Origin of the sequence: Butyricimonas sp. DFI.6.44, assembly GCF_022132345.1 — a bacterium.
GTDB classification, from domain to species: Bacteria; Bacteroidota; Bacteroidia; order Bacteroidales; family Marinifilaceae; genus Butyricimonas; species Butyricimonas muris.
Genome location: NZ_JAKNJD010000007.1, coordinates 286,534 through 313,009 on the forward strand (window position 1 = coordinate 286,534; position 26,476 = coordinate 313,009).

The following is a 26,476-nucleotide window of genomic DNA, read 5'->3' on the forward strand; positions in this document are numbered from 1 at the left end:
AATTATAATCTAATTAGTTACAATTTACAACAACTCTCGGTTCATAACTTACAACCTAAAATATCCGGTTACAAATAAGTCTTCAACCGCTTCGTGCGATACGTGTTTTTCAACTTTTTGATGGCTTTTGATTTGATCTGACGTACTCTTTCGCTGGTAAGTCCTACCCGATCCCCAATCTCTTCCAAAGACATTGGCAAATAACCTCCCAGCCCGTAATACATACGCAAGATCGTGGCATCCCGCTCATCTAAAGTGGATAAATAACGATCTATCTCCGTCCGCAATGAATCAGCATTCAACTCTCTCTCCGCCTCCGGTATCGAGTTCTCGCCGGTGATCATCACGTCGTATAAATTAGACGCATCCTCGTCACTCGTCAACGGGGCATCCATTGACAAGGGACGACTGGCAATCCGCATACTGTCTTTCACTTCTTTTTCCGGAACGTCCATCTCCCGGGCAATCTCCTCGGCTGTCGGCTCCCGCTGAAATTCCTGTTCCAGACGGAAGAAAAATTTGTTCACCTTGTTTATGCTACTGATTTTATTCAAGGGTAAACGAACCAAACGCGAGTTCTCGGCAATTGCCTGCAAAATAGACTGGCGAATCCACCACACGGCGTAAGAAATGAATTTGAACCCTTTCGTCTCATCAAAGCACTCTGCCGCTTTGATCAAACCCAGATTCCCTTCGTTGATCAAATCACCCAGACTCATACCGTTGTTCTGGTATTGCTTGGCCACGGAAACCACGAAACGAAGATTACTCTTCACCAGAAGCTCTCGTGCGGCTAGATCTCCGGCTCGTATTTTCTTGGCTAGCGCAACCTCCTCGTCCGGCGACAACACGTCGATCTTCCCAATCTCCTGCAAGTACTTTTCGATTGAAAAGGAATCCCTGCCAGTGATTTGCTTGCTGATTTTTAACTGTCTCATAGGTCTCTTTAGTAAATTGGCTTAAAGTTAATAATCTATTTCAATAAAACAAATATCAGAGCATATTTTTTCATGTCCCTCCTGCAAAAGTATACGACAAGATTCTAACTTTGTTGTGACAAACTTCAAATTAACCGAAGATAATTTTGCAATTTTCTTTGGCACAATCAAAAAAATACCTACTTTTGCAGTCCGAAGTGAGAAAATAATAACATAAGATAATATCACAATGAAACGTACATTTCAACCATCCAACAGAAAGAGAAGAAACAAACATGGTTTCAGAGAAAGAATGTCTACAGCTAACGGTAGAGCAGTTTTAGCCAGAAGAAGAGCTAAAGGAAGAAAAAAATTGAGTGTTTCTGACGAGCGCAGACACAAACAATAATATAAAAAGCTGCTTATCAGCAGCTTTTTTTTTATTTTAGCCATCCCCTCTCCAAGGTAACAAGATATATTCCTTACCCTTCCCCTCCACTATGATTACATCCTCTTCACTTGCCTGACGCAGCATATACACACGTGAGCGTTCATGCTTCGAAGATGCTACGTTCATGCTATGTTCATGGTATAGACAAGGGGTAGCCAAGCCATGGCTCAAACAAGGAGAATGTCCGTGAAACAAGGTAGTTATTTCCCGTTCTTTTCCTGCTCTATCGCCGATTTCACCGGGCTATTCCCGAATACATACGTTTTTTTTCTGTTTGTCCGCGAGCCGCAACCGCAGCAATCACCGCATCCCCCGTTCTTACGACCGGAACGGAATAACCGATAAATGCCCCTTCCCACGAAGAAAAGCGCCACGGCAACAATTATATATGTAAGTATGAGCTGCATCACTCCTTTAATTTTAGATTTTAGATTGACTCATTGATTTATATCAACAAGTCCAATACCTGTTTCAACACGAAACAAACAACCCATGCCAGCACGGTCGTGTATCCCATGACGAAGAACGCCCATTTTGCCCCGATCTCTTTCCCTATCGCGATCAATGCCGCGAAACAGGGAGAATAGAGTAACACGAAAACAATAAACACGATAGCGATAACGGGCGTAAAACCATGTTCTTTCAGCCGCGTCACCAGTGCCGAACTTGCCGCCTCATCGTCCTCGTCGATATCCTCGCCTTGATAGAGCACAGCCATCGTGCTCACCACGATTTCCTTGGCAGCAACACCCGTCAACAAGCTCACCCCGGCTTTCCACTCGAAACCGAGAGGCGCCCAGATGGGTTCCATCGCCCGACCGATACGACTGATATACGAACTTTCCTGACGTTTGATCACTTCTTCCCGGTGCAAACTTTCCAGCTTGGCTTCCCGCTCTGCCTTCAACATCTCGGCGTTACCGGTTCCCGAGGCTATTTCCACCTCGTACGCTGCCGCGACTTCCGCCTTCTGCTTGTCGTATTCCGCCGCCAATTCCTTGTCCACGGGGAAATAACCGAGAGCCCAAATCACGATGGAAGCAAGCATGATGATACCTCCCATCTTTTTCAGGTATTGCTCGCCTTTACTCCACATGTGGCGAATCGTGGTACGTAATGTAGGCATACGGTAAGGCGGCAACTCCATCACGAAAGGCACTTCCTGTTTGTGGAAAAGTACCCGTTTGAATAATTTCGCCATCACGATTGCCGCTAAAATACCTATCAAGTAGATACCGAACAACACCAATGCCGCATACTCCTTGAAGAAAGCCCCGACTAACAGTATATATACCGGAAGACGGGCACTACAAGACATGAAAGGATTGATCAGTATCGTCAATATCCGGTCACTGCGATTCTCCAGCATACGCGTGGACATGATTGCCGGCACGTTACACCCGAATCCCATGATCATCGGGATAAAACTCTTCCCGTGAAGCCCGAGTTTATGCATGATTTTATCCATGATAAACGCCGCACGCGCCATATACCCCGTGTCTTCCATGAACGAGATAAACAGGAACAGGATCAAGATGTTCGGCAAAAACACGATCACACTACCGACACCGCCGATAATCCCGCTTACCAACAAATCCTTCAACGGTCCCGCGCTCATATTGTTTTCCACGAATGTACTCAAGGCGGCAACTCCCGTTTCGATCCACTCCATGGGATAACTGCCCAGACTGAAAGTGGCAAAAAAGGTCGTGAACAAGAATAACAGGAAGATCGGGAACCCGAATAATTTATGCGTCACGATAGCGTCGATATATTCTGTTTTACGCCGCCGGTTGACGGGACTTTCCCGGTAAGTTTCTTTCAGCGCCCCGGAGATGAAACCGTACTTCGTGTCAGTGACCACCGCTTCCACGCTCTCCCCGAACGTGGATTCGATTTTACACACATTCTCCTGAACGGTATTCATCAGTTTTTCCCGCAGCTTATCCTTCTCCGCGAAACGCGTGATTTCCTTATCTCCCTCGAGTAACATCAGTGCCATGAAACGAGGCGACATATTGCAGGTCAATTCTTTCTCATCCGCCAATTCCGAACGAATGGCAACGATACCGTCCTCGATCTCCTGCCCGTAATTAATATGAATATGCCGTACGGTTTCGCTTCTTCCCTCGTACACCTCGATAATCTCTTCCAAGAGTTGCTTGACTCCTTTTCCTTTCGAGCCAATCGTCGGCACCATAGGCATCCCGATCATCTTACCCATTTTCCGGTAATCGAATGTTGCACCGGAACGTTCCAGTTCGTCGTACATGTTCAAGGCAATCACGCCTTTCACGTCCATGTCTATCAACTGGGTAGACAGGTACAGGTTGCGTTCCAGATTGGACGCATCCACCACGTTGATGACCACGTCGGGAGCGTGATTCGTGATATATTCCCGCACGTATTTTTCTTCGTTCGAGTAGGCTGAAATGGAGTAAGTACCCGGCAGGTCGACCACGTTAAACTCGTACCCGCTGAAACGGAAAGTCGCTTTCTTCGCGTCCACGGTCACCCCGCCGTAATTCCCGACATGTTCCTGCGATCCGCTCATGTAATTGAACAGGGTGGTTTTCCCGGCGTTCGGGTTGCCGACCAAGGCAACATGAATATGCTTGTCCCGCCCTTCCCAATGCTTGGCAAAGGCCTCCTCCGCATCTCTCGCGGATGCTGAAATCCCGACGATATTGCTGGCTTCTTCCAGTGAAACAATCTCGATAAACGCGGCTTCTTGTCGCCGCAAGGATATCTCGTACCCCATGATCGAGTATTCTATAGGATCATTCAAAGGAGCGTTTTTCACGGCTTTGACTACCTTACCCCGTATAAATCCCATTTCATTCAGACGCTTACGGAAAGCCCCGTATCCTTTCACTTTCGTTATCACGGCGCTCTCGCCGGTCTTCAATTCTGACAATAACATATTTGCATCTTTCTGGTTTCGCGTAGCAAAGGTATTACTTTATTTTTATTTTTTCTAAATAAACACAGAAAAATATCTATCTACAAAAAGGAGCCATGATCACTCACGGCTCCCTCTGCATTGATGTCTATAAAATAATCGTATGAAAATATTATTTTTTCAACAATTCCAAAGCAACCACCATAGATTGGTAGTGTGCACGGTCATCTTTGTGCGCAGTAAGCGCTTTGGATTTCATCAAGTTCAATAATTTCACGTACATCGTCGTGTAATGAGCCAAAGATTCGTCATACAATTTCATGTCAACTACTTTCTGGAATCCATAGCCATAAGTGTCGCCAAATTGGTGCAATCTTAATTCATTCATCACGGTACCGCAACCATTCTCTTGTTCAACAGCTTGCAATTGGTCTTTGAAAGCAGCAAGAATTCCGATCTCATCCAATCCATAGGCGAATACCTCGTCAATAGAAGGCGTGAATGCTGCCACGTTCGTCAATTTTTTAGCACCCGTCAAAGTTTGCATCTGTTTTACAAATGTCTGCAAAACACCACGTTGAACAGCCTTATCCAAACGGTTCAATTTTTTACCACTAATCGTTTTAGCAAAAATAGAGTTGTACAAATCGTTGTAATAATTCGCTTGCGTGTAATCCCCCCCGGCAACGTGCGAGGAAACGAGTACATTCAAGTTTGCCTCCAATAATTTGGCCATCAATCCGGCGTACACTTTGCTGTTCGCCGTGGTAGCAGATAAACCGAATTTAGAAACCACATCTTCATTCTCCAACCACTCGCTATCAAGCAATTGTTTCACAACCCATTTCAAAGAAGCACTCTGGCGCTTCGCATCCACAGCTTGGTAACGTTCTCCCGGAGTACCATCCTTCACTTCCGTCAAGTAAATACCACCCACGTTATACAACACGTTCACCAAATAACGATAATATTGAGTCACAATACCTTCATACAGGAATTGGCGATGAGCGGTAGAAGCGTCATCATCGATCCACTCGTTCAAGTGTTCCATGATATATTTCAAGTTCTTGATACCATACTCGCTGGCCTTCATCGGATCGTCACCCAGATCCTCTTCGATGGCACTCGGATCGTAACGAGAGTAGATTTGTTGTTTCCCGTAACGGTAAAGCGGATCTCCGGCTTTCTCATCGACCCAAGACTCTACTACTTTAGCCTCACCGAATACATCCAAGTTTCCGGCAATCGGAGAGTACAACCATTTGATAGCAAACTCGTCGTAGCAACCGAGCATAGGAGGAGTCAATTTCAATCCCTTGTCCCCGGGTTGAGCCACATAGTTGAAACGAGCATAATCCATGATAGAAGGAGTCGTTCCGTATTTCCGCGTGAACGACGCACTACGCAATGAATCCACGGGGAAAGCGGCGGAAGCAGACATATTGTGCATCATACCCAACGTGTGACCAATCTCGTGAGCCACCACATATTCCAAAGACTCGTCCATCACCTCTTTCGGCATTTTTTTTGCACGCACGCGAGGATCAATTTGAGCCGTCTGCGTGAAACGCCACATATTATTCAATTTTACCACATCGTTGTAAATCAACACAGAAGCATTCAAAATCTCTCCCGTTTTCGGGTCTACCCAAGATGGTCCCATGGCATTCATAGTTGTCACGGGGGAGTAACGAATACAAGAATATTTCAAGTTATCCGGGTCGAAATCAGGATCTTCGTCCGCTGTCGGGAAATCGCGCACTTGAACGACATTTTTAAAACCGATCTTTTCGAAAGCTTGGTTCCATCTCAAAATACCCTTGCGGATCGGCTCTTTCCACCCTTCCGGGAAAGTATTGTCAACATACCACACGATAGGTTTCACCGGCTCTACCAGTTCGCCCCGTTCCCACGCACGCATGTCTTTCGGTTCCAAACGCCAGCGATTGGCAAACGTGTATTGTTGTATTCCATCCTCTTCGGTAGAAATACGTTGTTTCCCAGTCAAGAAGATACCTACGCGGGAATCCGAAATTCTCGGTTTCATCCGGTCTTTGTCTTCCGGTAACAATAACACGGTACGAGTCACCTTATTGGATATTTCACCCAAGTTGATTGTAAAAATAAAAAGAGAAGCGCTCACCGAATGAGTCATGTTCGTGGCGATAGAAACATTATCTTCAAAAGCCTTCATCCCGGCCAAAGAAAACAATTCTGCCTTGGGAGAAGAACTGATGGAGATCATTCCGGCAGACATATTCGGAACCGGTGTCAACTCGGGTACATTCACCACAAACAGAGACGACACGTCGAAAACTATCGCAGAACTATCTGCATTATACGCTTCAAGCGTGTACTTTTGCATATAAGGGTCAATATAATTCTTTTCAACCGCTTCCTTCAAATTCGCTTCCTTTTCATTATATTCCACGATGGCATTCACCTTACGCAAGAAAATAGTACTGTCTTGCAAATCGAATCTCACGTGCATAGGATCAGCAGGTTTATATCCTACCGTGCAGAAATTCGGATTACTCGTTTCAGAAATCGTGGAAGCAATCAGCAATTCGCGTCCCATATATTTCAACGGATACTCGAAATACACTTTATTCCCGATACGGTGCAAAGTGATAAAATCTCCTTTCACAGTTTTCACTCCCGGCTTTTTCAACAACTTGTCGTATTTACTTTCTTTCTTTTCCGGAGCTACTTCCTCCGTTTTGTCCTTGTCTTTCTTTTTCTTCCGTGAAGCGGCATACAAAGTGTCCCCAAGTGGCATGAAAAATAATGCCACCAACAACAATACAATACTTTTTCTCATGATTTTAATTTTTAGTGATTTACATTGTAAGTATAAGCATGACGATATCCATCATGCTTATACTGTTTTTATTGCATTAATGATTAATTCGTAAATAAATATCCCAACTCGACCAATTTGCTCCTCATCATTCGGAATTTTTCCATCACCGACTTATATTCCCCGTACTCCACAGCAAAATCCGCTTCCGTACGAGTCAACACCGCATCTACATAAGAGGATATATCCATGCTTTCCGTTGGAATCGATTCATTCCCGTAATTCGTATCTAGGAATGAAACCATAAATCCTAACTCCTCTTTCTTCGTGAAACTCGTTCCCGCCAAAGCATCTGCAAGTGAAATTGCGCCCCACCCCATATCTGTAGAATATTCAAACCGCTCTTTCAATCCCCTAGTCACTTGCAAGAACGCCTCTTTCCAACTCGCATTAACAGAAGAAGCCAACAATCCGCTAAAATACTTCTCTAACGTCTTACGTGTAAACTTCTCAACTCCCAAGAACGGCAACGAATCTAGATTCACGGCAAACGTGTTATACCCGTAATAAGATTCTATCCTAAAATATTCCTCTCTAACATTAGTAAACCCGATAGAATCCGCGAAGAAAAAAGCGGGCAAACGGGTATTCACCTTGAATCGCGAGAATATCTGATCTCTAAACTCATTCAACACCGGTATTAACGTGGCTTCCCTCTCATCCTCCTCCACGTAATCAATAATATGATTTTCAGAATAATTCGTGGAAGTCGCCCCTCCGGGATAATAAAAGATCTTCAAGCATTCGTAATACGTGTACATGTTTCCCGACATATCCACCCGTTCCTCGCTCCCGATCGTATCGTTATAATACGTGGGCACCCCGTAATCCCGGAAGATCTCGTAACGCAATTTATCTAACGGATCGTCCGAATCTTTAATAATCATCCACTCTTTCTCGTGCCCGGAAGGGGTCAAATCATCTTCTTGATCACATGCCCAAGCCGCAAGAAACATAAAAAACATTCCTATATAATACCATTTTTTCATTATACCAACGTTTTATTGATTAATACCGTATCATTTCCCTTTTCGGACGGGCTGCATTCTGCACCAGTTCGCCTTTGTTAAAAATAATCTCATCCTGTGGCAACGGGAAAGCAAACACCACCTTATCCTTTTGTGTGTCGATTTCGTAATAACCTACCGTCGTGTAATATCCTGCGGCAGAAGCGGCTCCTTGCCATTCCCGCACCTCGTGACGGATGGTTTTCGTGAATGGGTATTTCGTGTTCACCGCATAACGGCGCAAATCGAACCACCTATGTCCCTCATAGCAAAGCTCCCGGCGACGTTCGCTCCGGACGAAATTCACCAGATTCTCCCCACTAGCAACCATTTCGCTCTCGATTGACGGCATTTCTCCTATCACGAAGCGTTTCTCCCGCAACACGTTTAAGGTCTGCTTAGCACCCGCCTCGTCGCCCAAAATTGCCTGAGCCTCTGCTTTGTTCAAGTAAGCCTCTGGAATACGGAACAACATGTAATCACCGATCCTTCCCGTCATTTCCCGATTTTTCCAACAATGGTATGCCGTTTTCATCCAATGTGCACTCTTGAAGAAAATACTCCGCCGTAAATCATTTGTGCCATAACACCGCAACAATTCATCCGATGATTTATAAGCAGAAACAATCGAGTTTTTAGGTCCCCAGCTACTCAAGCTATCGGGTTGATGAATCTGATTCATGATATACCCGCCCATGGTAAAGACCGTTTCCGGCGATCTTTCGTACGTGAAGCTATCACCCGGTTTCAAACCGTTAACATCTAAAATCGAGTGTTTGCCACGGGTAATAGCCGAATCGGCATAAGCGATAGCATCCTCATACTCCTCCATGTAAAGACTCACCCGGCTCATCAAGATACAAGCGGCTGTGTAATTCGCCTTGTTCGGGCGAATGGATTCTTGAGTATTTTTAAAGGCAGCGATACTGCGACGCAAATCCGCACGTATCTGCTCGTAGACTTCCTTCACCGAATTCCGGGAAAAATACTTATCTTCCACCACTTCCGAGATCTTTAAAGGCACTCCCGGTTCCGTTCCGGCAGTTTCAACGGAATAGGGTTGCGCATAAATATTCACTAACCAATAGTAATAGTAAGCCCGCAAAAATGCTGCTTCTCCCTCCACCCGGTTTGCTAAAGTATCTTGTTCACCCTTCCGGAAATCACCAATCGTGTAAAGCACCGAATTCAACACGGCTATACGTTTATACGACTTATCCCAATCGTCAGCGGCATACACCACCCCATTCTTATTGGTGAAAGGATTTGATTGCCAACCGTAAGCCGAAGCTGCATTCGCACGTATCCAATTATCTCTCGTTCCATAATATCCCTCTGCAAATTCCGTCACATCATCATCCAACACGTGAACCCATGGAAAATAGCGGTTTGTCTGACTCATAACTCTATTAGTGCTACCCGCATAATACATACTTTGGGAAAAACCCTCTTCATTTATATACGCTTCTCCTTTCAGCAATTCATCCAGATCCTCTACATGCGCCACATAAGCTTGATTTTGGGACTCTTCCTCGAAAAAATCAGAGCAAGCACCCAGCGTGCCCCCGAAAACAATTGCAAAAACTAATATTCTCAATGTATTCATAATTCCCGAATTAGAAAGTTACGTTTAAAGACAAAGAATAGGTTGGACGCACGGACAAATTAATTGTCGATGAACTTCCCGATTGCGACGATACGTCCATACCTTTTGCTTTTTTACTCTGCCAAGTAAAGAGGTTCGTTCCCGACAAACTAACGTAAGCAGACTTCATACCTAATTTCTTGCAAATTTTACCCTCCACGTTGTAACGCAACGACAACGATTGTAATTTCAAGTAATCCCCTTTCACGACACGGATATCCGAATAATCGTACATGGAATAGAACGTATCACCGCTACCCGCAAACTCGAACTCTGTATCCCATCTATCACCCCACCACGGAGTATTAATTCTATCACTTGCCACCAATCCCGGAATATTCGTTTTCTGTTCGTCACCCGGACGACGCCAACGGTTCACGAATTCCCGACGCATATTCTTCTGCGGATAAGGGCGCACATTAAAGTCCTCGCTCAATTTCAACATCCGGATTTTATTACCCAAACTATACGTGAAATTAAATGACAAACTGAATTGACGGTATCCCAAATAGTTAGAGAATCCTCCCTGCAATACCGGCACCCGGGTACCGCTCGGTTCCATCACCGCCAAAATAACATCTTCATTATTCATTCCATTATATTTGAGAGTCAATTCATCAGCATTCTCAGCTTCCATGCCATAATACATGGGACTACCATCCACGGGACTCAACCCTTTGAAACGATACGAGAAGAAGGTTTCCAACGGTTCGCCTGCCACTTCCACGTTACCGTTAAGGAAATCATTGTAAGTCACGTCATCTCGCAAAATATTATTCTGGTTATTAATCGCCTTATTCACCAGATTATTCACCACTTGCCCGATTTGCGGGTCAAAACGCCACACGAAACCGCGTTTCCCGTCAGCAGTCAACGCTTGATTAATCGGCGTGAAACTCAACGTCACCTCCACACCTTGATTTTCCAAACTTCCCTCGTTCACCGTGTAACTCTCGCGACCATTGATACCGGAAATTGTCTTCGTCAAGAAAGCATCCGTCGTTTTCTTGTAAAAATAGCCCACGGAACCCGAAATTTTGTTTTTCAATAACGAGAATACCAATTCCGCATTATACGACGCCGTGGTTTCCCATTTCAAATCCGGATTCGGGAAAGCATTCACCGTGGAAACAAATCCTCCCAAATACGAATCAGTCGATCCCTTATTGATAATCATCTTAGAAGTTTGCCCGTCAATCATGTTTCCCTGATGACCGTAAGACAATTTCAACGCCAACTCGTTCACGTTCCCGTTTTCCGGCCAAAACTGGCGGGCAATATTCCAACGTCCGGATACAGACCATATAGGCAACAATTTCTCCCGACTGCGGCTACCGAACTGATTCGAAATATCCATACGGGTATTGAAGTTAATCGTGTACAAATCATTATACGTGTAACTGGCAGAAAAGTACAATGAACCCAAATTTGTTTCCATCCGCGACAACGAGGGAACATTCTTCGCCAACCATTTTCGGTAAGCGGTATATGATTTATAATAATCATTATTTACCAAATCTTCGTCTTCCAATGTTCCGAAACTCAATCCCCGGTCAGGATAATATCCCCGCTGAGTCATCTTGGTCGTGTTATACTTCTTGGATGAAAGCTCCCCTCCCAAAGAACCTGTCAAGAAATGCAAGTTCCCAAATTGCTGGGAGTAATTTAACTGCAAACGAGCCAACCACGAATTTTGACGCGTGAGCGTATTATTCCACTCGCCTCCCACGGGACACTCGTTCTGAGCTGCCTCTCCACCATTTCTCAATTTAGCGACATAATACGATCCCTCCTCGTATATCTCATCTTGGTTCGTCACGCTAGAAGAACAAGAAGCCGTCCCCTCCACTGTCAACACGTTCCAGAACGTGTATTTCACCATTCCCGTCAAATTAACCGCATTACTCTCAATATCCTGATAAGTCTTGTCCATCTCGTTCTCCATATTGAATAACACGTCGTTATATTGTTTCACCTCGCTAAACTGGTAGAAAGCACGTGAGCCGTCGGGATTATAAGCCGGCAAAGCCCGATTCGTCTGGTAAGCATATTGTGTCACGCTAACCCCATCTACACTCGGCGTGTAATGCTTTTTCGAATTATTGAAATTCATGTTAAACTGGAACTGCAATTTATCGTACGTCCCGTTCAATTTCATATTCACCGTGAATTGATCATTCTTCTCCTTCCTGATCACACCCTGTTGGTCATTATACCCCACGGACGCGTAATAACGGATATTCTCGCTTCCCCCGCTCAAACTCAGCGTGTGCTTGTGCGAGAACGAATTTTGTAACAACACGTCAAACCAATCCGTGTTCAACGTCTCGTAATAATCCGTCAAGCGATTAAACTCGGTAAAATCGATTAAACCGGCTTGATAATCCAAATAAGCTTTTTCGTAGCCTACAAAGTTTGTCACGTTATCATAACCGATCTGACGCTCGAACAACTCCCGGGAAGCCTCCACGCGCTCCTTCGAGTTCATCAAATTCACCGTTTTGTCCGAGTAATAAGGACGACGGGAAAAAGTCCCCGTGAAAGCGTAAGAAACTGTCGGCTTACCGATTTTTCCTTTTTTCGTCGTGATCACAATCACCCCGTTGGCTGCCCGAGTCCCGTAAATAGCCGTGGCTGCCGCATCTTTCAACACGTCTATCCGTTCAATATCTTCCGGGTTCAATCCGGCAATGGCATTCCCCAGCAAGTTCACGAAATCCAAGTCATTCAACTGTGCCGGATTCACGTTCACCGGATCGCTCTGCACGATACCATCCACTACCCACAAGGGTTCCTGATTACCGATCACCGTCGAGTTTCCCCGGATACGTACCCGCGGTGCCGCTCCCACCTGTCCGGAATTTTGCATAAAAATCATACCCGGTATACGCCCTTCCAACATCTGATCCACGGAACTAAAGCCGGGTACCATAATATCATCCATATTCAAAGAAGTTACCGCACTGGTTAACCGGCGGCGGTCTACATCGCCATACCCGGTGCTTACCACGGTTACCTCATCCATGGCGACCAGATCCTCTTCCATCTTGATTGTCCACACGCCTTTTTTCGGACGATCCTGATACTTCACCGTCACCGGAACCATTCCCACGAAAGTAAAAAGTAACTCAGCGTTCGTGGTATCCGGTATCAGAATAGAAAATTCACCCTCCACATTCGTAACAACCCCCGTCTTTGTCCCCTTTAATATCACCGTAACACCGGGAAGAGGCGATTTATCTCCATCCACGACTATCCCCTTGGCTACAACCGGTTTTTTACTCTCCTTTTTATCCTCCACGAATAACTTAGGAGAAATCAACACCAATTTATCCTCAATACGGAAACCCAACTTCGTACCAGCCAAACATATCCGGATAACCTCCTCTAAATCCTTATCCTTCACGCTCACGCTTATTTTCCCGACAGACTCAAATTCATTATTACTATAAATGAATTTGTAATCCGTCAAACGTACAATCTCGTTAAATACCTCTTCCAAGGCAACATCCTTCATTTCCAAGCTCAAGCGAACCTGTCCCAATGAATTGGCCGCAACCGAAGATAACGACAAACATAACAAAAGACCAAAAAGTTTCATAACCCTAATCATTTTTTTTATGACATAAGATACCCTCCCGATGTCATAATCTCGTTTTTTTTCCATAGATTTGCACTAAATATTATAATTAATGAATAATGTCATACTAGTAATATGACGTTACTTGATACCGCAGGGGAATGCTAGTAACATTTCCCTGCTGTTTTATATCATTCTTTCTTCACTCTCAAAACATTTTCATTTAACTCGAATTTCACGCTTGTTGTCATCTCCAACAAATCCAATATCTTTTTAATATGCTCGTACCTTGGCAAATCGGCAGTAAAACGCATCTCTTTCAACGATGCATCCTCGATACGTATCTCGACATCATACCAACGCTGTAACATCTTCATTACCACATCCAACGGCTCATTATCAAATACCAGACGCTGCTTCGTCCATGCCGTGTAGGAAGCCGTATTCACCTCTCTCACCCGGAGATTGTTCCCTTCCCGGACAACTTGTTCTCCCGGTACAAGCCTCACTTTTTGCCGCTCACCCGTCACCTCCACAGCCCCTTCGACCAACGTGGTCTGCTGCACCTCGTCCCGGTATGACTTCATGTTAAAGGAGGTTCCCAACACCCGGACTTCAGTTCCCAGTGACCTCACGACGAACGGATGTTTGCTGTCTTTGGCCACTTCAAAATAAGCCTCCCCCTCAAGCTCCACCCAACGTTCCCCGCCGGAAAAACGATCCGGATATTGTATTTTAGAGTTGGCATTCAACGTGATCATGGTACCGTCCGACAAACACAGCGTGTATTCCCCTCCCCGCGGGACTTGTAACGTGTGAATCTTTGCCTTTTCTTCTACCGCATCAGAATACACCAATCGTTCCCCGTCATTCATGAAATTTTCACCCACGACACCCCGAGTCAACGAATCCTGCCCCTGTCCCAGAAATATCGTTTCGCCCGATTCCAGTACCAGTACAGCCCGCGAACATCCGGGAGCTATATCTTCCTGCAACGCGGCATGTATTACCAAAGACTCGTTTCCCTCTCCCGGGAACACGTTCCAAACGGCTATCCCGACTCCAAGTAAAATAATAACAGATGCCGCGTAACTCCACCTCGAAAGTAATCTCCGGTGTCGGGCACTAATCTTGCCTTTTACTTTTTCCCACCCTTCCCGTGAATCGTATCCTTGAAACTCCTTCATTCCTTTCTGAACATATCCCTTGTCATTCAATCGGTCGAACAAAGCCTTATTTTTCTCCCCGCTACTCAACCACTCCTCCAAGACTTCCCGTTGCCCGGCATTTTCTTCTTTTACAAAATACCCCAGCAATGAACGGACAATTTTTCCCCGGTCACGTCCGGCCAACTTATTTTTCATTACTTTCATTGTTTTCTCCATTTTATACATCAAACAATCACATCCGCCGTGAAAAACACGTAACGTATCCGATGTTTCGAATATAAAACAAACGAACATGAAAAAGGATGACAAGAAAAGAAAATTTCTTTAGAAAAAAATAAACTCCACCAGAGGACGAAGGTGTTGCAAACGTTCTTTCAAGTATTTTTTTGCCCGCTGCCGCTGGGTCTTCACGGTCGATTCCGCCACGCTTAATCGCTCGCAGATAGTCTTTATATCCAAAAATTCAATATAACTCATTTTAAAAACACGTCTGCATTCATCGGGCAATTCTTCTATGGCAACAAAAATCTCCTCGAAAACATCCGCTTCCACTTCAAAACAAAATATATCATCCGGATCCGTAACGGGCAATTCCAATTGCTTCCCGACTTTATCGCGGGTACGCAACTTATTTAAATAGTTCAATGCCCCGTTTTGTACACAACTGTATAAAAAAGATTTCAATGCCACCCGGTTCTCGAAACGCCCCTTAGACTCCCAGAAATGAACAAACACTTCCTGCACGATATCTTTAGCCGCATCCTCGTCTTGCACGAACTTGTTTGCGAAATAACATAACGAAGCATAATATTCATGGAATATCTCCTCAAATACCTCCGGTCGTTTCACATCTAACATGCTCATTCAATTTATTTGATTACCCGACAATATCCACATATTAACTCGACAACAAAGATAATACAAACTCGCTCACATACGGATGGATTTCGCAGGAATAATGCAAACTATTGGAATAAAAGGGAGATATGTAGGTTTTACCTATATTCGTCCATTATATGGTTTTGCCCCGTTTTGGAGGAGTTAGGAAAATAAATTGCTACTTATCCGTTGCCTGTTCAAGGTCGAAAACAATATTGGAAAAAGGTCTTTGTATTATCCTCTGACATCACCGTAAAGAACGCTGTTTCACTCATATTTTGCGAGTACAAAGTTAATACTTTTTTCGCTAAAGGGAGAAAATATAGGTTCTGGATGTTACGCATGGAGCTTCTTTCCATATTCCGCTATATTCGTCATGCCGTTCATTTGCTCGATATCCGGTAATTTTGCAAACAAAGTAAAAGGTTATGGAACAAGCGAATGTAAAGGTGTCGTTCTACCTCAAAAAGAGCGAGGCGGATGCCGATGGTATGTGTCCTGTAATGGCAAGGCTGAACATCGGCAAGTATTCTGAAGCGGCTTTCAGCGTGAAACTCCGTGTGCCGCAGGCAATATGGAGTTCGGGGCGTACTTCAGGCAAAAGTGTGAAGGCGAAGGAAATCAACAACCGGCTGGATGAAATCCGTGCGATGGCATTGGGAATCTATGCTGAACTGTCAGCTGTTCGTGACAGTGTGACTGCGGATGATGTCAAAAGTCTGCTGCTGGGTATGGCCGGTGAACAGACAACGTTATTGAGCTACTTCCGCACGTTTATTGAGAACTTCGCGAAGCGCGTGGGTGTAAACCGGACCGAAGGCAGTTTGAGAAGCTATCGGAACGCCTACAACCATGTGGAAAGGTTCATGCGGGAAAAGTACAACTTGTCGGATATCCCGTTTTCGGCATTGACCCTCTCCTTCATACTGGATTACGATTCGCACCTTCGGACGGATTGTCGCCTCTCTCCGGGAACGATTATCAACCTGACCGTGCAGTTGAAAATCATCGTTGGTGAAGCCGTAGCGGACGGCATCATCACCACCTACCCGTTTACCGGCTATGAACCCGTACGCCCGAAACAGAAACGGAGGTATCTCACATCCGAGGAACTGCAACGGCTTATGACCATGCCTCTTCACAGACCGAACCTTTATCTCACACGGGATTTGTTCCTCTTCTCATGCTACACCGGCATCCCGTACAGTGATATGCGGCTTCTGTCGAAAGAGCATCTGTCACTTGCCGATGACGGCACATGGTGGATCAGAAGCTCGCGCCGGAAAACCGGAGTCGAGTTTGAAATCCCCCTGCTAGACCTGCCGTTACATATCATGGAGAAATACAGGGACACAGCGCCGGACGGGAAACTGCTACCCATGTATTCCAACAGCACGATGAACCTTAACTTAAAACGTATCGCAAAACTCTGTGACATAGACTGTCCGCTGGTTTTTCATGCCGGTCGCCATACCTATGCGACCGAAATCACGCTCGGACATGGGGTTCCACTTGAAACGGTCAGCAAGATGTTGGGACACGCCCGGATTGAGACGACCCAAATCTACGCCAAAGTGACTGATGACAAGATAAATGCCGACACCCGTGTGCTGAATGAGAGGATAGCGGAACATTTCTCCGTGGTTATTTGACAAACGATAAAAAGCCAACGACATGAAAAAGAAATCAGAACATACAGACAATACCATCAAGCATCGCAGCACGTTCGCGATATTGTTTTATATCAACCGTACCAAAATGCGCAAGGACGGAACGTGCCAGTTATTGTGCAAGGTGAGCATTGATGCCGAATGGGAACAGATTGGCACGAAGGTATCCGTCAATCCCGACATCTGGAATCCGGAAAAAGGCCGTGCCAACGGACGCAGTGCGAATGCCGTGACGGTGAACCGTGCCATAGATGAATTGACGGAAGAGATTACCGGACATTACAACACAATCAAACATAATCTCGGCTTCATTACAGCAGAACTGGTAAAGAACGCTGTCATGGGTGTCGGCCAGAAACCGCTTACCTTGCTGGCCCTGTTCAGGGAACATAACGAGGATTTCAGCAAGCGGGTCGGATTGGACCGCATCAAGGAAACGCTTGATTCTTACTTGAGATCGTACAAGCACCTTTCCGCTTTCATCAAGGATAAGAAAGGCGTGGAAGATGTCACGCTGCGTAGCCTCGACAAGAATTTCTATGATGATTTTGAACTGTTCCTTTGCAAGAACTGCCATATGATGCCCAAGACCGTGCATGAGCATCTGTACCGCCTGAAAAAGATGACCAAACTGGCAGTCAGCCAGGGAACGCTCCGCCGTGACCCGTACTGCCGTCTCCACCCTGCGTTGCCACGACGGAAGAGCCGCCACATGAAGCTGGAAGACCTCAAGAAACTTATGGAGACTCCCGTGGAGAAACCTCAACTGCAATTCGTGAGGGACATGTTCCTGTTTTCGACCTTTACCGGACTGGCTTACGCGGACTTGAAAAGGTTGAAGACAAGTGACATCACACAGTCCGAAGACGGCGCATGGTGGATTCACATACGCCGTCAAAAGACAGACACGCTTTCATCCGTCCGCCTGTTGGATATTCCCTTACGAATCATTGAAAAATACCGGAACCAGCGACAAGGGGATAATGTGTTCAATGTTTACCGCCGCGGCTATTTTATCCTGCTGACGCGGGAACTGGGAAAGGTGTACGGTTTCGATTTGACCTTCCACCAGGCCCGGCATAATTTCGGAACCCATGTCACACTCTCACTCGGAGTCCCGATAGAGACGGTTAGCCGCATGATGGGACACATGTCGATTTCTACAACGCAACTTTACGCGCAGGTGACGGACAAGAAAGTGGACGAGGACATGAAGGCTTTGAAAGCAAGCGGTTTCAGCGGCACGACTGAACTTTGCGAGGAGGATTTCATCGCTCGGAAAGGCAGAAAAAGGACACCCCGCGCTATCTGAAAATCAAGAACGGAGAAACGCATGTCCCTATGAACGGGCCGTTTCTCCGTTTTGTCATGTCACACCCACCGCATATCTTCCTTGCACCGCTTGTAGGAATCTTCCAATATTTTAAGGATGTCCGATTCCTTGTAGAGAGCCTTGCCCTGTACCAGATAGTAAGGGACAACACCAAGTGTGCGGTAATCCTGCAATGTCCGTCTGCTGACCCTCAGAATTTTGGATAGTTCCTCGTCCGTCAGGAAACGTTCGCCGTGGAATACGGATTTAGGGGTGTCCTCCATCGCTGCGATTAACCGCTCCATATTGTCAAGTCCCTGAAACAGGACATCGACACGCGGGTCTTTCCGTTCTAAAAAATGATAGCTCATAGTTCTCGTTTTAAGTGGTAGTAATTCGATTCCAATAGTTTGTGTACGTCTTCGGTTTTGAAGAAAATCTTGTGCTTGATGCGTGAGTAAGGCAGGATACCCTTGTCACGGTACACCTGAAGCGTCTTTTTGGATATGCGCAATATCTCGCACACCTCCTGGTTGTCAAGCCACTTTTTTAAGCCGAGGTCTTCCACCGGACGGCACATACCCATTACCTTTTCCTCCAGTTTGCCGAAACGTACCCGAAGTTCATCGAACGTCTGTTTGTCGATACATACTATTTCCATACCAGTCATTTTTTGAGTTGAACATCCATCCGGTTTTTCAGTTTCGGGGGCAACACCTTCCCTTTTTGGTTGAGGAACGCTTCCACTTCGGAGGCCTTGTAGTAAGTCCGTCCGTCAATCATGTAATAGGTGACATACTTCTTCTGGCGGTAACGTGCCAGCGTGCGTTTGGTGATGCCGAGCAATTGGCAAAGGTCATAGTTATCCAGAAGTGTGTCGCCTTCCAGACACTCTTTCAACTTGTTCATCCGCTCCAGGGTACGGTCGATCCTATCAAACCGTTCCATGATTTGCATGAGCATTATTTGGACACTTTCGCTGTTTATCTGTAGCATAATGCATTCTGTCTTTAGTGTAAATAATAGTTTTGCTTACACCTTGTCGCGCAACAGGTTATACTACATATAGGGCTAATGGCGTACCAATGACCATGTATTTCACTGAATGACATTGGCATTCCATTGAAATACAGCGGAATAAAATTTTTTAGTATAAAAGTGGAGATGAAAATGTTCTTGCAAAATGCAAGTTTTTTCGCAAAATGCAAGTTACATCTTGCAAGATTTGCGGTAGATCAGACGGCAGATGCCGTTGGAAAAAGAAGTGGTTTTATGCAGTTCCCAATGTTGTGGTCGGAATGTATTCAACACGGAAATCCCTTGTCCGGCAGAAAACGGCAGCTGGTAAACCACAAGTTCATCAACAAGATCATAGAGGAAAAGCCCGCGAAGCAGCTCCACCGATTCCTGTTCTATGATTTCAGCAAGGTAAGTGAATGAATCGTCCCTGTTGTCTTTCTCGCAAAGCAAATCAAGGATGGAATGGGGCAATATAAGGGCCGAGCAGCGTTCACGCCAAAAGGGGAAACCCCGCCTGTCGTTTCTTACCCAGGACACAAGTGCTCCGGCCGGTTCCGGAAGGAAACCGTCCAATGTTATTGCCGTCACAACTTGAATCCTTGCCATAGCTTCCATTGTTTTTTCAACCGGAAGACGTAAAAAAGAAGCGTGCAATACACGCTATCTCTAATGGAGGCTCTGGAATGCCCTTGAAAGGAATAGGTGAATGCACGCTATACCAAGGCATAGCATAAGCAATCACGCAATAGTTCCTTCCAATGTTAATTTTCCAGATTTACGCATTATATGTATAGAATGAAAACAACATCCAATAAATTGATAACAAATATCCTGTAAATCAAAGTTTTATAATCTTATTTTTATTTTCGGTTGTTTTCAGTACTTTCAGTAGATTGGCTCTTGTTTGGTGCAATTTTGTTTCTCATTTGTTTCTCAAATTCGATACTTATTCGTATATTTGCAGTAGAAAAAATGAGAAAGGAATCCCTATGGCACGAGTTAAGAATCATACAAAAGTCAAAGAGCCAATTCGTCTTCGGATGAAGTCGCTGAGCAATGGCAGCAAGAGCCTGTATCTGGATATATACCGCGACGGAAAGCGGACATATGAATACCTCAAGATGTATATTATCCCGGAAACGGATAGCAACTCCCGCAGGCAGAATCAGACGACAATGGACGCCGCCAATGCCATCAAGTCGAAGCGTATTATCGAACTGACCAGTAATGAGGCCGGGATTGTATTCCGTAAGGACAAGACTTTCCTGCTGGATTGGATGCAGGTTTATATGGAGGCTCAAGAGAGTGCCGGTAAGAAAGATGGCAGTCAAATCAAGATTGCCATGCGCATACTGAAAGACTATGCCGGAGAAATGGTCACACTGGATCAGATTGACGGGGACTTTTGTCGTGGCTACATCACTTATCTGCTGACGGAATATCATCCGAAAGGCAAGGACATATCGAACTACACGCTTCACAATTATTACCGTGCGTTGAACGGTGCGTTGAACTCTGCCGTCAGGAAGAAAAAGATGAAGGCCAACCCTTTCAACGAACTTGAGAAGTCGGAGAAAATCCGCAAGCCGGAGAGTATGCGGTCGTACATGACCATCGAAGAGGTACAGGCGTTGATTGACACTCCTATGCCCCACGAGGAATACGAGATTGTAAAATGCGCATATCTGTTCTCCTGCTTTTGCGGATTACGCATCAGCGATATAATCAAGCTGAAATGGAATGACGTGTTCGTTGACAGGGGACAGTACCGTTTGGCCGTGTCCATGAAAAAGACCAAAGAGCCTATTTACCTGCCCCTCTCTCCTGAAGCGTTGAAGTGGATGCCGGAACGTGGGGGCAAATCATCAGAAGATAATGTGTTCGACCTGCCGTCCGCCAATACAATCAGAATGCAGCTCAAACCTTGGGCGAAAGCAGCCGGAATCTCCAAGCGGTTCTCCTACCACACCAGTCGCCATACGTTTGCCACCATGATGCTGACGCTCGGAGCGGACTTATATACTGTCTCGAAGCTGCTCGGCCATGCCGATGTGAAAATGACACAGGTGTATGCCAAGATTATCAATAAGAAAAAGGACGAGGCTGTGAATCTTGTAAACGGTTTGTTTCACTAATTGAAGGCATTCTGTGGTCCATGTCTAATTTACAAACATATATTTACGGCATTTCTCCGGTTGTAAATGCAACCGAAGTTAATGCTTCCATCACATATTATAAACTCAAAAAGGTAAATCGACATGAAAAGACCTGAAGACGGCCTTCTCTCTTTTTGGAGGGAGCCAACACCTGCAGCACTTCGCTGCGGACAAGGATGTGGCGAATGAACTTTTCGCCCTGCTTACCGAAGCAAAAACAGTTTATCTCCACGATGTTGTGTTGGGTGGTAAACAGTACCACCGCTATGTGGACGATTTCGTAAACGGACACCGGTACATAGACTGTGACCATGCGGCCTGCCGGAACTGCCACGAAATGAACATCCACATTGTCAAGGGGCTGCTGACCGAGTGCGCCAGTTCCGTCCAGCCCTGCTTTGCCGCACCGGATTTCACGTTTAATGAGTGCATGAAGTTGAAACGGATGTATGACACCTCGGAATCGTTGTCTCCGCTTGGTCCGCCCCGTATCAACCGACCTGCGGCTCTCTCTCTTTCTTTTGGTTGTAATTTTACCCCGGAACAGATGAAAAGTATAGTGGCTTGCGCCAATACTTATCATCTGTTCTGTGTTTCTGTACGCATTGAAGACATGGAGGCTCTCTTCGCCTGCAAGAAGGGCTTTTCCATCCGCGTGAACAATATCCGCCGTGTGGTAATCCTGTTCGATGCGCTTCTTGAAAACTCGTTCATCCAATCTCGGTGGCAGAATGTTCTCGGCAAGGGCGCATTCCTGCAGTCCAAGGACGGGACACGCTCCGTTTCGGTGTCAACCCTGTCTTCCGCGCTGTCATCCATCAAGAACAACATGACATCGGTCGCATACAGCATCCGAAAGGTCATTGATCGGCTGAAAGAATGACAGAAAGTGACAAGAAGCGAAGTATGTGAAAGGTAAAAGCATGAGAGTTACAATGACACGTGCATAGTATCATTCCCCAAATCACGGCATCTTCGTTTACAGGACATACCTTTGACCTCCGTTAGCGCGCTGCATAACGGAGGTTTCATCTCCATTGTCAAAAATCAAACTGTGTTATTATGCCGAATAGAATGACATTCATGGAGCGGATGAGCGGACGGCTCGCCGCCATCGAATCGGTACTGAAGAAATTGGAACCGGTCGAAAGTCTCTTGGAGCGTATTACGCTGCTGGAAAATACCATCTTCACGACCAAGAGAGTTTTCACATTTCAGGAAGCCTGCATGTATATCGGGGTTTCTGAAAGTATGCTGTACAAGCTCACATCGAGCAAGGAGATACCGCACTACAAACCGCGCGGTAAAATGGTTTATTTCGCCAAGGAGGAATTGGACGAATGGCTGTTGCAGAATTATGAACCTACCATGAACGAGGCAGTGCGCAGGGTGACGGAAGCCGCCGCCACAGAACCGTTCCTTAACAAGAGACGCTATGGAAAACGAAAGAAGGATTGACCGCACAACCAGCATGGGGATGGATGAACACCGCCTGTCGGACATCCTCCATGCCTCGCAAATCAAGGCGACGGACATTTATGAGACCCCTCCGCAAATCATCTGGATAGATAACTCAACGATTGCCACGCTCGGCAATTTCAGTGCATCGACTGGCAAGGCGAAATCGAAAAAGACGTTCAACGTCTCTGCGCTTGTCGCCGCATCATTGGCGGGGAAACAAGTATTGAACTACCGTGCACATCTGCCCGAAGGCAAACAGCGTATTCTGTACGTCGATACGGAACAGAGCCGTTTCCATTGCCGCTCGGTATTGGAGCGTATATTGCGGCTGGCCGGGTTGCCCACGACGACCGATCCGGAGAATCTCGATTTTTTCTGCCTGCGTGAATATTCGCCGTCGGTGCGTATCGAGGTCATCGACTATGCGCTGCGCCAACAGAAAGGCTACGGACTGGTCATCATCGACGGCATTCGCGACCTGATGCTCGACATCAATAATGCCGGTGAATCGGTGGAAGTCATCAACCGGATGATGGAATGGTCTTCGAGATACGACCTGCACATCCACTGTGTGCTTCATTTGAACAAAGGGGACAACAACGTGCGCGGACATATCGGAACGGAGATGAGCAACAAGGCGGAGACCGTGCTGGTCATCAGCAAGAGTAACGAGAATCCCGGCATCAGCGAAGTCCATGCGCTCCATATCCGGGAAAAAGAGTTCAAGCCGTTTGCATTTACCATCAATGAAACAGGACTGCCCGTCATTGCGGAAGTACACTCGTTTGGCGAGCCCCCGAAGCCCAAGGCAAGAACGGGGTTTACGGAACTGAGCATCGAACAGCACCGCGAAGCTCTCTCTGCCGCATTCGGGGAAAAGCCCATCCGGGGATTCGACAACCTGCTGCAGAGCCTGATGGTCTCCTACGAGGCAATCGGGTTCAAACGCGGCCGGAGTGTCATGATAAAACTGATGCAATACCTGATAGACAACCTCAAGCTCATCATCAAACGGGACAAGTTGTTCTATTACGACATGACGCCTACCGAGGCCATGCTTTTTGATGAAGAATGAAGTCGTGCGCGGGCTTATATCATTTAGTTTACTTTAGTATTTATATATATAGGGGAAAAACTAAACTAAACCTTTTTTTGAAATCAAGTGAAAGAAAAATAGATGACCATAGCAGAAGCAAAACAAGTACGCATCGTGGATTTTCTGGCACAGCTCGGCCACCATGCACAGCATATAAAATCGGAACAATACTGGTACTTCTCACCGTTACGGAACGAGCGTACCCCGTCGTTCAAGGTGAATGACCGAATCAATGAATGGTACGATTTCGGCGAGGCGACCGGCGGCGACCTGGTGGAACTGGCAAAATACATTTGCCGGACGGACTGCGTGAGCGAGGCACTGGCGTATATCGAGAGGCTTGTGAATGGCGCATCACTACCGAGAACCCGTATGCCGACCGCTCCACCCCGACCGGTGGAGGCTGAAATGAAAGACGTGATCGTGATTCCACTCCGCCATCACGCCCTGTTCTCTTACCTCCAATCCCGGCTTATCGACGCGGACATCGGCCGTATGTATTGCAAGGAGGTGCATTATGAACTGCGAGGCCGTCATTATTTCGCTCTCGCATTCGGCAATACCTCCGGTGGTTACGAGGTGCGCAACGCCTATTACAAGGGATGCCTGAACAACAAGGACATCTCATTGATAAGACATCTGACAGAAGAGACACAGGAAAATGTCTGTGTTTTCGAGGGCTTCATGGATTTCCTTTCCTATATGACACTGAAACTGGCAGGCGACCGAACGGTCTGTCTTGCCATGCCATGCGACTACCTCGTGATGAACTCGGTAAACAACTTGAAAAAGACGCTGGCACGTTTACAGGAATATTCGGTCATCCACTGTTATCTCGACAATGACCTTGCCGGGCAGAGAACCACAGAGACCATTGCCGGGATGTATGATGGACGTGTCAGCGATGAATCCTGCCACTATGCGGAATACAAAGACCTGAACGATTACCTGCGCGGAAAGAAACGCTGATATTCAGTGTTCTCCTTTGCCACCTAAAGCTCTCCACCACGAGAGCTTTTTTTATGCCCCGATTTCTCCATTTCCCTCCATAGAGACTGCAATATAGTACGATTTAATAGTTCGATTTTTGGAAATTACATAAATCTCATTAACGAAATAGATGTTTAATGCTCAATTATTTTATGGTTTTATATTTCGTGCGTTTCTTTGCAAAATCATACTAATACAAATTTTAATATTCATACTAAATACATGAACTCATATTTCATTTTTGCCATCGTCCTGACGGTTGCCTACATCATTTACTACGCCGTCATCATAGCGCATGACATCTACGGGAAAAAGGGGACGGACAAACCGAACGAGGAAGTTTTCGACCTCGGCGCACCGGAAGAGGAAGAGAGTGTGGCTGTCACGGAAAGCGAGACCGGCTTCAGTATCGGTAGCGAGAACTACGAGACGGAAAGTACGGCTACCTCTTCCGAAACATCCCTTGAGGATGTCAAGGACAAACCGGGAACGGCGCAGGAGAAACTGGAACGGCTGAAGGCCGAGGCGGAGGAACAGATGGAAGAGACCACGCCTTACCTGTCGGACGCACGCACGTCGGAGGAGATGTACAAGGCTATGATTTCCAAGGGACGGTTAGACAACCGACCGGAAATAAAGTGGAACCCAATTCAAGACCGGTTGTGAGATGTCGAAAGCTAAAAAGATTCTATGTGCGCTGTGCCTCCCGTTCCCCTACACGACTTTTGCCAAAAGCGGCAGCGTGAACTATAGCTGGGGAGCGGATGCGTTGGCCACGATGCACGACTTCGTGGTGACGATGATGCTCTATGTCCAGTATATCTGTTGCGCTATCGCCGGAGTTTACGTCATCGTGTCCGTCTGTCAGATATACATCAAGATGAACACGGGCGAGGACGGCATCACCAAGTCGATAATGACGCTTGTAGGTGCGTGCCTGTTCCTGATCGGGGCATTCTATGTTTTCCCGGTTTTCTTCGGCTACCGCATATAACCTTACTTGTATCAGGTCGCAGACAAATAAAGTATTCACTAAAAAAGTAAACGTATGTTTCAGAAAACCAAACAACTGTGCCGCAAGGCATTCGGATTCGTCAACGGAATCCCTACCAAAGTAATGATGTTCTCCTTCATGCTGCTGTCCGGCATGGTGGCGAAAGCGCAGAACTCCGCAGGCGACTATTCCGCCGGTACGAGCGCATTATCCACTGTCGCGGAGGAGATTGCCAAGTATGTGCCTATTATGGTGAAATTGTGCTACGCCATTGCCGGCGTTGTGGCCATCGTGGGTGCAATCTCGGTATATATCGCCATGAGTGCGTCCGTAATGGTTGCATGATAAATTCCTCTTTAGCAAGAGG

Annotated in this window: 24 protein-coding genes and 1 pseudogene; 11 read left to right on the top strand and 14 right to left on the bottom strand. The window is 46.1% G+C overall.

Annotation, left to right across the window (positions count from 1 at the left end):
* Positions 1-68: 68 nt before the first annotated feature.
* Positions 69-938 (bottom strand): sigma-70 family RNA polymerase sigma factor, encoded by an 870-nt coding sequence (locus L0M98_RS11830; protein ID WP_099293819.1) that lies wholly within the window; start codon positions 936-938, stop codon positions 69-71.
* Positions 939-1,167: 229 nt separating this feature from the next.
* Between L0M98_RS11830 and rpmH the strand changes: the two genes are divergently transcribed.
* Complete coding sequence (gene rpmH / locus L0M98_RS11835; protein ID WP_099293820.1) at positions 1,168-1,326, top strand: 50S ribosomal protein L34; 159 nt, start codon at positions 1,168-1,170, stop codon at positions 1,324-1,326.
* 36 nt (positions 1,327-1,362) lie between these two features.
* Here rpmH and L0M98_RS22590 read toward each other — a convergent pair whose 3' ends face one another.
* From L0M98_RS22590 to L0M98_RS11875, 9 genes are all read right to left on the bottom strand, one after another.
* On the bottom strand, positions 1,363-1,494 hold the full coding sequence (locus tag L0M98_RS22590; RefSeq protein ID WP_255302085.1) for a hypothetical protein: 132 nt from the start codon (positions 1,492-1,494) through the stop codon (positions 1,363-1,365).
* A 74-nt stretch (positions 1,495-1,568) separates the two neighbouring features.
* Complete coding sequence (locus L0M98_RS11840; protein ID WP_227216059.1) at positions 1,569-1,775, bottom strand: FeoB-associated Cys-rich membrane protein; 207 nt, start codon at positions 1,773-1,775, stop codon at positions 1,569-1,571.
* A 38-nt stretch (positions 1,776-1,813) separates the two neighbouring features.
* Complete coding sequence (gene feoB, locus L0M98_RS11845) at positions 1,814-4,291, bottom strand: ferrous iron transport protein B (RefSeq protein ID WP_227216061.1); 2,478 nt, start codon at positions 4,289-4,291, stop codon at positions 1,814-1,816.
* 151 nt (positions 4,292-4,442) lie between these two features.
* Complete coding sequence (locus L0M98_RS11850) at positions 4,443-7,091, bottom strand: zinc-dependent metalloprotease (protein WP_227216063.1); 2,649 nt, start codon at positions 7,089-7,091, stop codon at positions 4,443-4,445.
* Between the two features lie 83 nt (positions 7,092-7,174).
* Positions 7,175-8,119: a hypothetical protein gene (locus L0M98_RS11855; RefSeq protein ID WP_227216065.1), complete on the bottom strand. Its 945-nt coding sequence runs from the start codon at positions 8,117-8,119 to the stop codon at positions 7,175-7,177.
* A gap of 19 nt (positions 8,120-8,138) precedes the next feature.
* Entirely contained in the window at positions 8,139-9,743 is a 1,605-nt protein-coding gene (locus tag L0M98_RS11860; protein ID WP_227216067.1) for a RagB/SusD family nutrient uptake outer membrane protein, read from the bottom strand.
* A gap of 10 nt (positions 9,744-9,753) precedes the next feature.
* Positions 9,754-13,383, bottom strand: coding sequence for a SusC/RagA family TonB-linked outer membrane protein (locus tag L0M98_RS11865; RefSeq protein WP_227216069.1), 3,630 nt, complete (start codon positions 13,381-13,383; stop codon positions 9,754-9,756).
* 170 nt (positions 13,384-13,553) lie between these two features.
* Positions 13,554-14,735: a FecR family protein gene (locus tag L0M98_RS11870; RefSeq protein WP_227216070.1), complete on the bottom strand. Its 1,182-nt coding sequence runs from the start codon at positions 14,733-14,735 to the stop codon at positions 13,554-13,556.
* Between the two features lie 120 nt (positions 14,736-14,855).
* Positions 14,856-15,395, bottom strand: a complete 540-nt coding sequence (locus L0M98_RS11875; RefSeq protein WP_227216071.1) for an RNA polymerase sigma-70 factor — start codon at positions 15,393-15,395, stop codon at positions 14,856-14,858.
* A 443-nt stretch (positions 15,396-15,838) separates the two neighbouring features.
* Between L0M98_RS11875 and L0M98_RS11880 the strand changes: the two genes are divergently transcribed.
* Both L0M98_RS11880 and L0M98_RS11885 read left to right on the top strand, forming a co-directional pair.
* The gene (locus L0M98_RS11880; RefSeq protein ID WP_065539540.1) at positions 15,839-17,062 is read left to right on the top strand and encodes a site-specific integrase; all 1,224 of its coding nucleotides are present in this window, start codon (positions 15,839-15,841) and stop codon (positions 17,060-17,062) included.
* Positions 17,063-17,084: 22 nt separating this feature from the next.
* Positions 17,085-18,392, top strand: coding sequence for a site-specific integrase (locus L0M98_RS11885; RefSeq protein ID WP_100263570.1), 1,308 nt, complete (start codon positions 17,085-17,087; stop codon positions 18,390-18,392).
* Between the two features lie 59 nt (positions 18,393-18,451).
* Here the strand turns inward: L0M98_RS11885 and L0M98_RS11890 are convergent, their stop codons facing one another.
* The 4 genes from L0M98_RS11890 to L0M98_RS11905 all read right to left on the bottom strand — a co-directional run bounded on the left by L0M98_RS11890 (position 18,452) and on the right by L0M98_RS11905 (position 20,018).
* Positions 18,452-18,763 carry a helix-turn-helix domain-containing protein gene (locus tag L0M98_RS11890; protein WP_100263571.1) on the bottom strand — a complete coding sequence of 104 codons (312 nt, stop codon included), beginning with the start codon at positions 18,761-18,763 and terminating at the stop codon, positions 18,452-18,454.
* Positions 18,760-19,053: a helix-turn-helix domain-containing protein gene (locus L0M98_RS11895; protein WP_008766700.1), complete on the bottom strand. Its 294-nt coding sequence runs from the start codon at positions 19,051-19,053 to the stop codon at positions 18,760-18,762. Before L0M98_RS11895 ends, L0M98_RS11890 begins: the two co-directional genes overlap by 4 nt.
* A 5-nt stretch (positions 19,054-19,058) precedes the next feature.
* Positions 19,059-19,388, bottom strand: a complete 330-nt coding sequence (locus L0M98_RS11900; RefSeq protein ID WP_008766699.1) for a helix-turn-helix domain-containing protein — start codon at positions 19,386-19,388, stop codon at positions 19,059-19,061.
* 213 nt (positions 19,389-19,601) lie between these two features.
* Entirely contained in the window at positions 19,602-20,018 is a 417-nt protein-coding gene (locus L0M98_RS11905) for a hypothetical protein (protein ID WP_100263590.1), read from the bottom strand.
* A gap of 383 nt (positions 20,019-20,401) precedes the next feature.
* Between L0M98_RS11905 and L0M98_RS11910 the strand changes: the two genes are divergently transcribed.
* The 8 genes and pseudogenes from L0M98_RS11910 to L0M98_RS11945 form a co-directional block, all read left to right on the top strand.
* Complete coding sequence (locus L0M98_RS11910) at positions 20,402-21,547, top strand: site-specific integrase (RefSeq protein WP_004320429.1); 1,146 nt, start codon at positions 20,402-20,404, stop codon at positions 21,545-21,547.
* A gap of 199 nt (positions 21,548-21,746) precedes the next feature.
* Positions 21,747-22,451 carry a hypothetical protein gene (locus L0M98_RS11915; protein ID WP_005679961.1) on the top strand — a complete coding sequence of 235 codons (705 nt, stop codon included), beginning with the start codon at positions 21,747-21,749 and terminating at the stop codon, positions 22,449-22,451.
* 200 nt (positions 22,452-22,651) lie between these two features.
* A complete protein-coding gene (locus L0M98_RS11920) occupies positions 22,652-23,026 on the top strand; it encodes a helix-turn-helix domain-containing protein (RefSeq protein WP_008645392.1) in 375 nt (124 codons plus the stop codon).
* Entirely contained in the window at positions 23,004-24,104 is a 1,101-nt protein-coding gene (locus tag L0M98_RS11925) for an AAA family ATPase (RefSeq protein WP_007487638.1), read from the top strand. The genes L0M98_RS11920 and L0M98_RS11925 overlap by 23 nt, the downstream gene beginning before the upstream one ends.
* 102 nt (positions 24,105-24,206) lie before the next feature.
* Positions 24,207-25,094 carry a toprim domain-containing protein gene (locus L0M98_RS11930; protein ID WP_004320436.1) on the top strand — a complete coding sequence of 296 codons (888 nt, stop codon included), beginning with the start codon at positions 24,207-24,209 and terminating at the stop codon, positions 25,092-25,094.
* 243 nt (positions 25,095-25,337) lie between these two features.
* Entirely contained in the window at positions 25,338-25,781 is a 444-nt protein-coding gene (locus tag L0M98_RS11935; RefSeq protein ID WP_004320438.1) for a hypothetical protein, read from the top strand.
* 1 nt (position 25,782) lies between these two features.
* A complete protein-coding gene (locus tag L0M98_RS11940; protein WP_005679963.1) occupies positions 25,783-26,109 on the top strand; it encodes a DUF4134 domain-containing protein in 327 nt (108 codons plus the stop codon).
* Positions 26,110-26,163: 54 nt separating this feature from the next.
* Positions 26,164-26,433 (top strand): annotated as a pseudogene (locus L0M98_RS11945) (DUF4134 family protein); the annotation flags it as partial.
* Between the last annotated feature and the right edge of the window lie 43 nt (positions 26,434-26,476).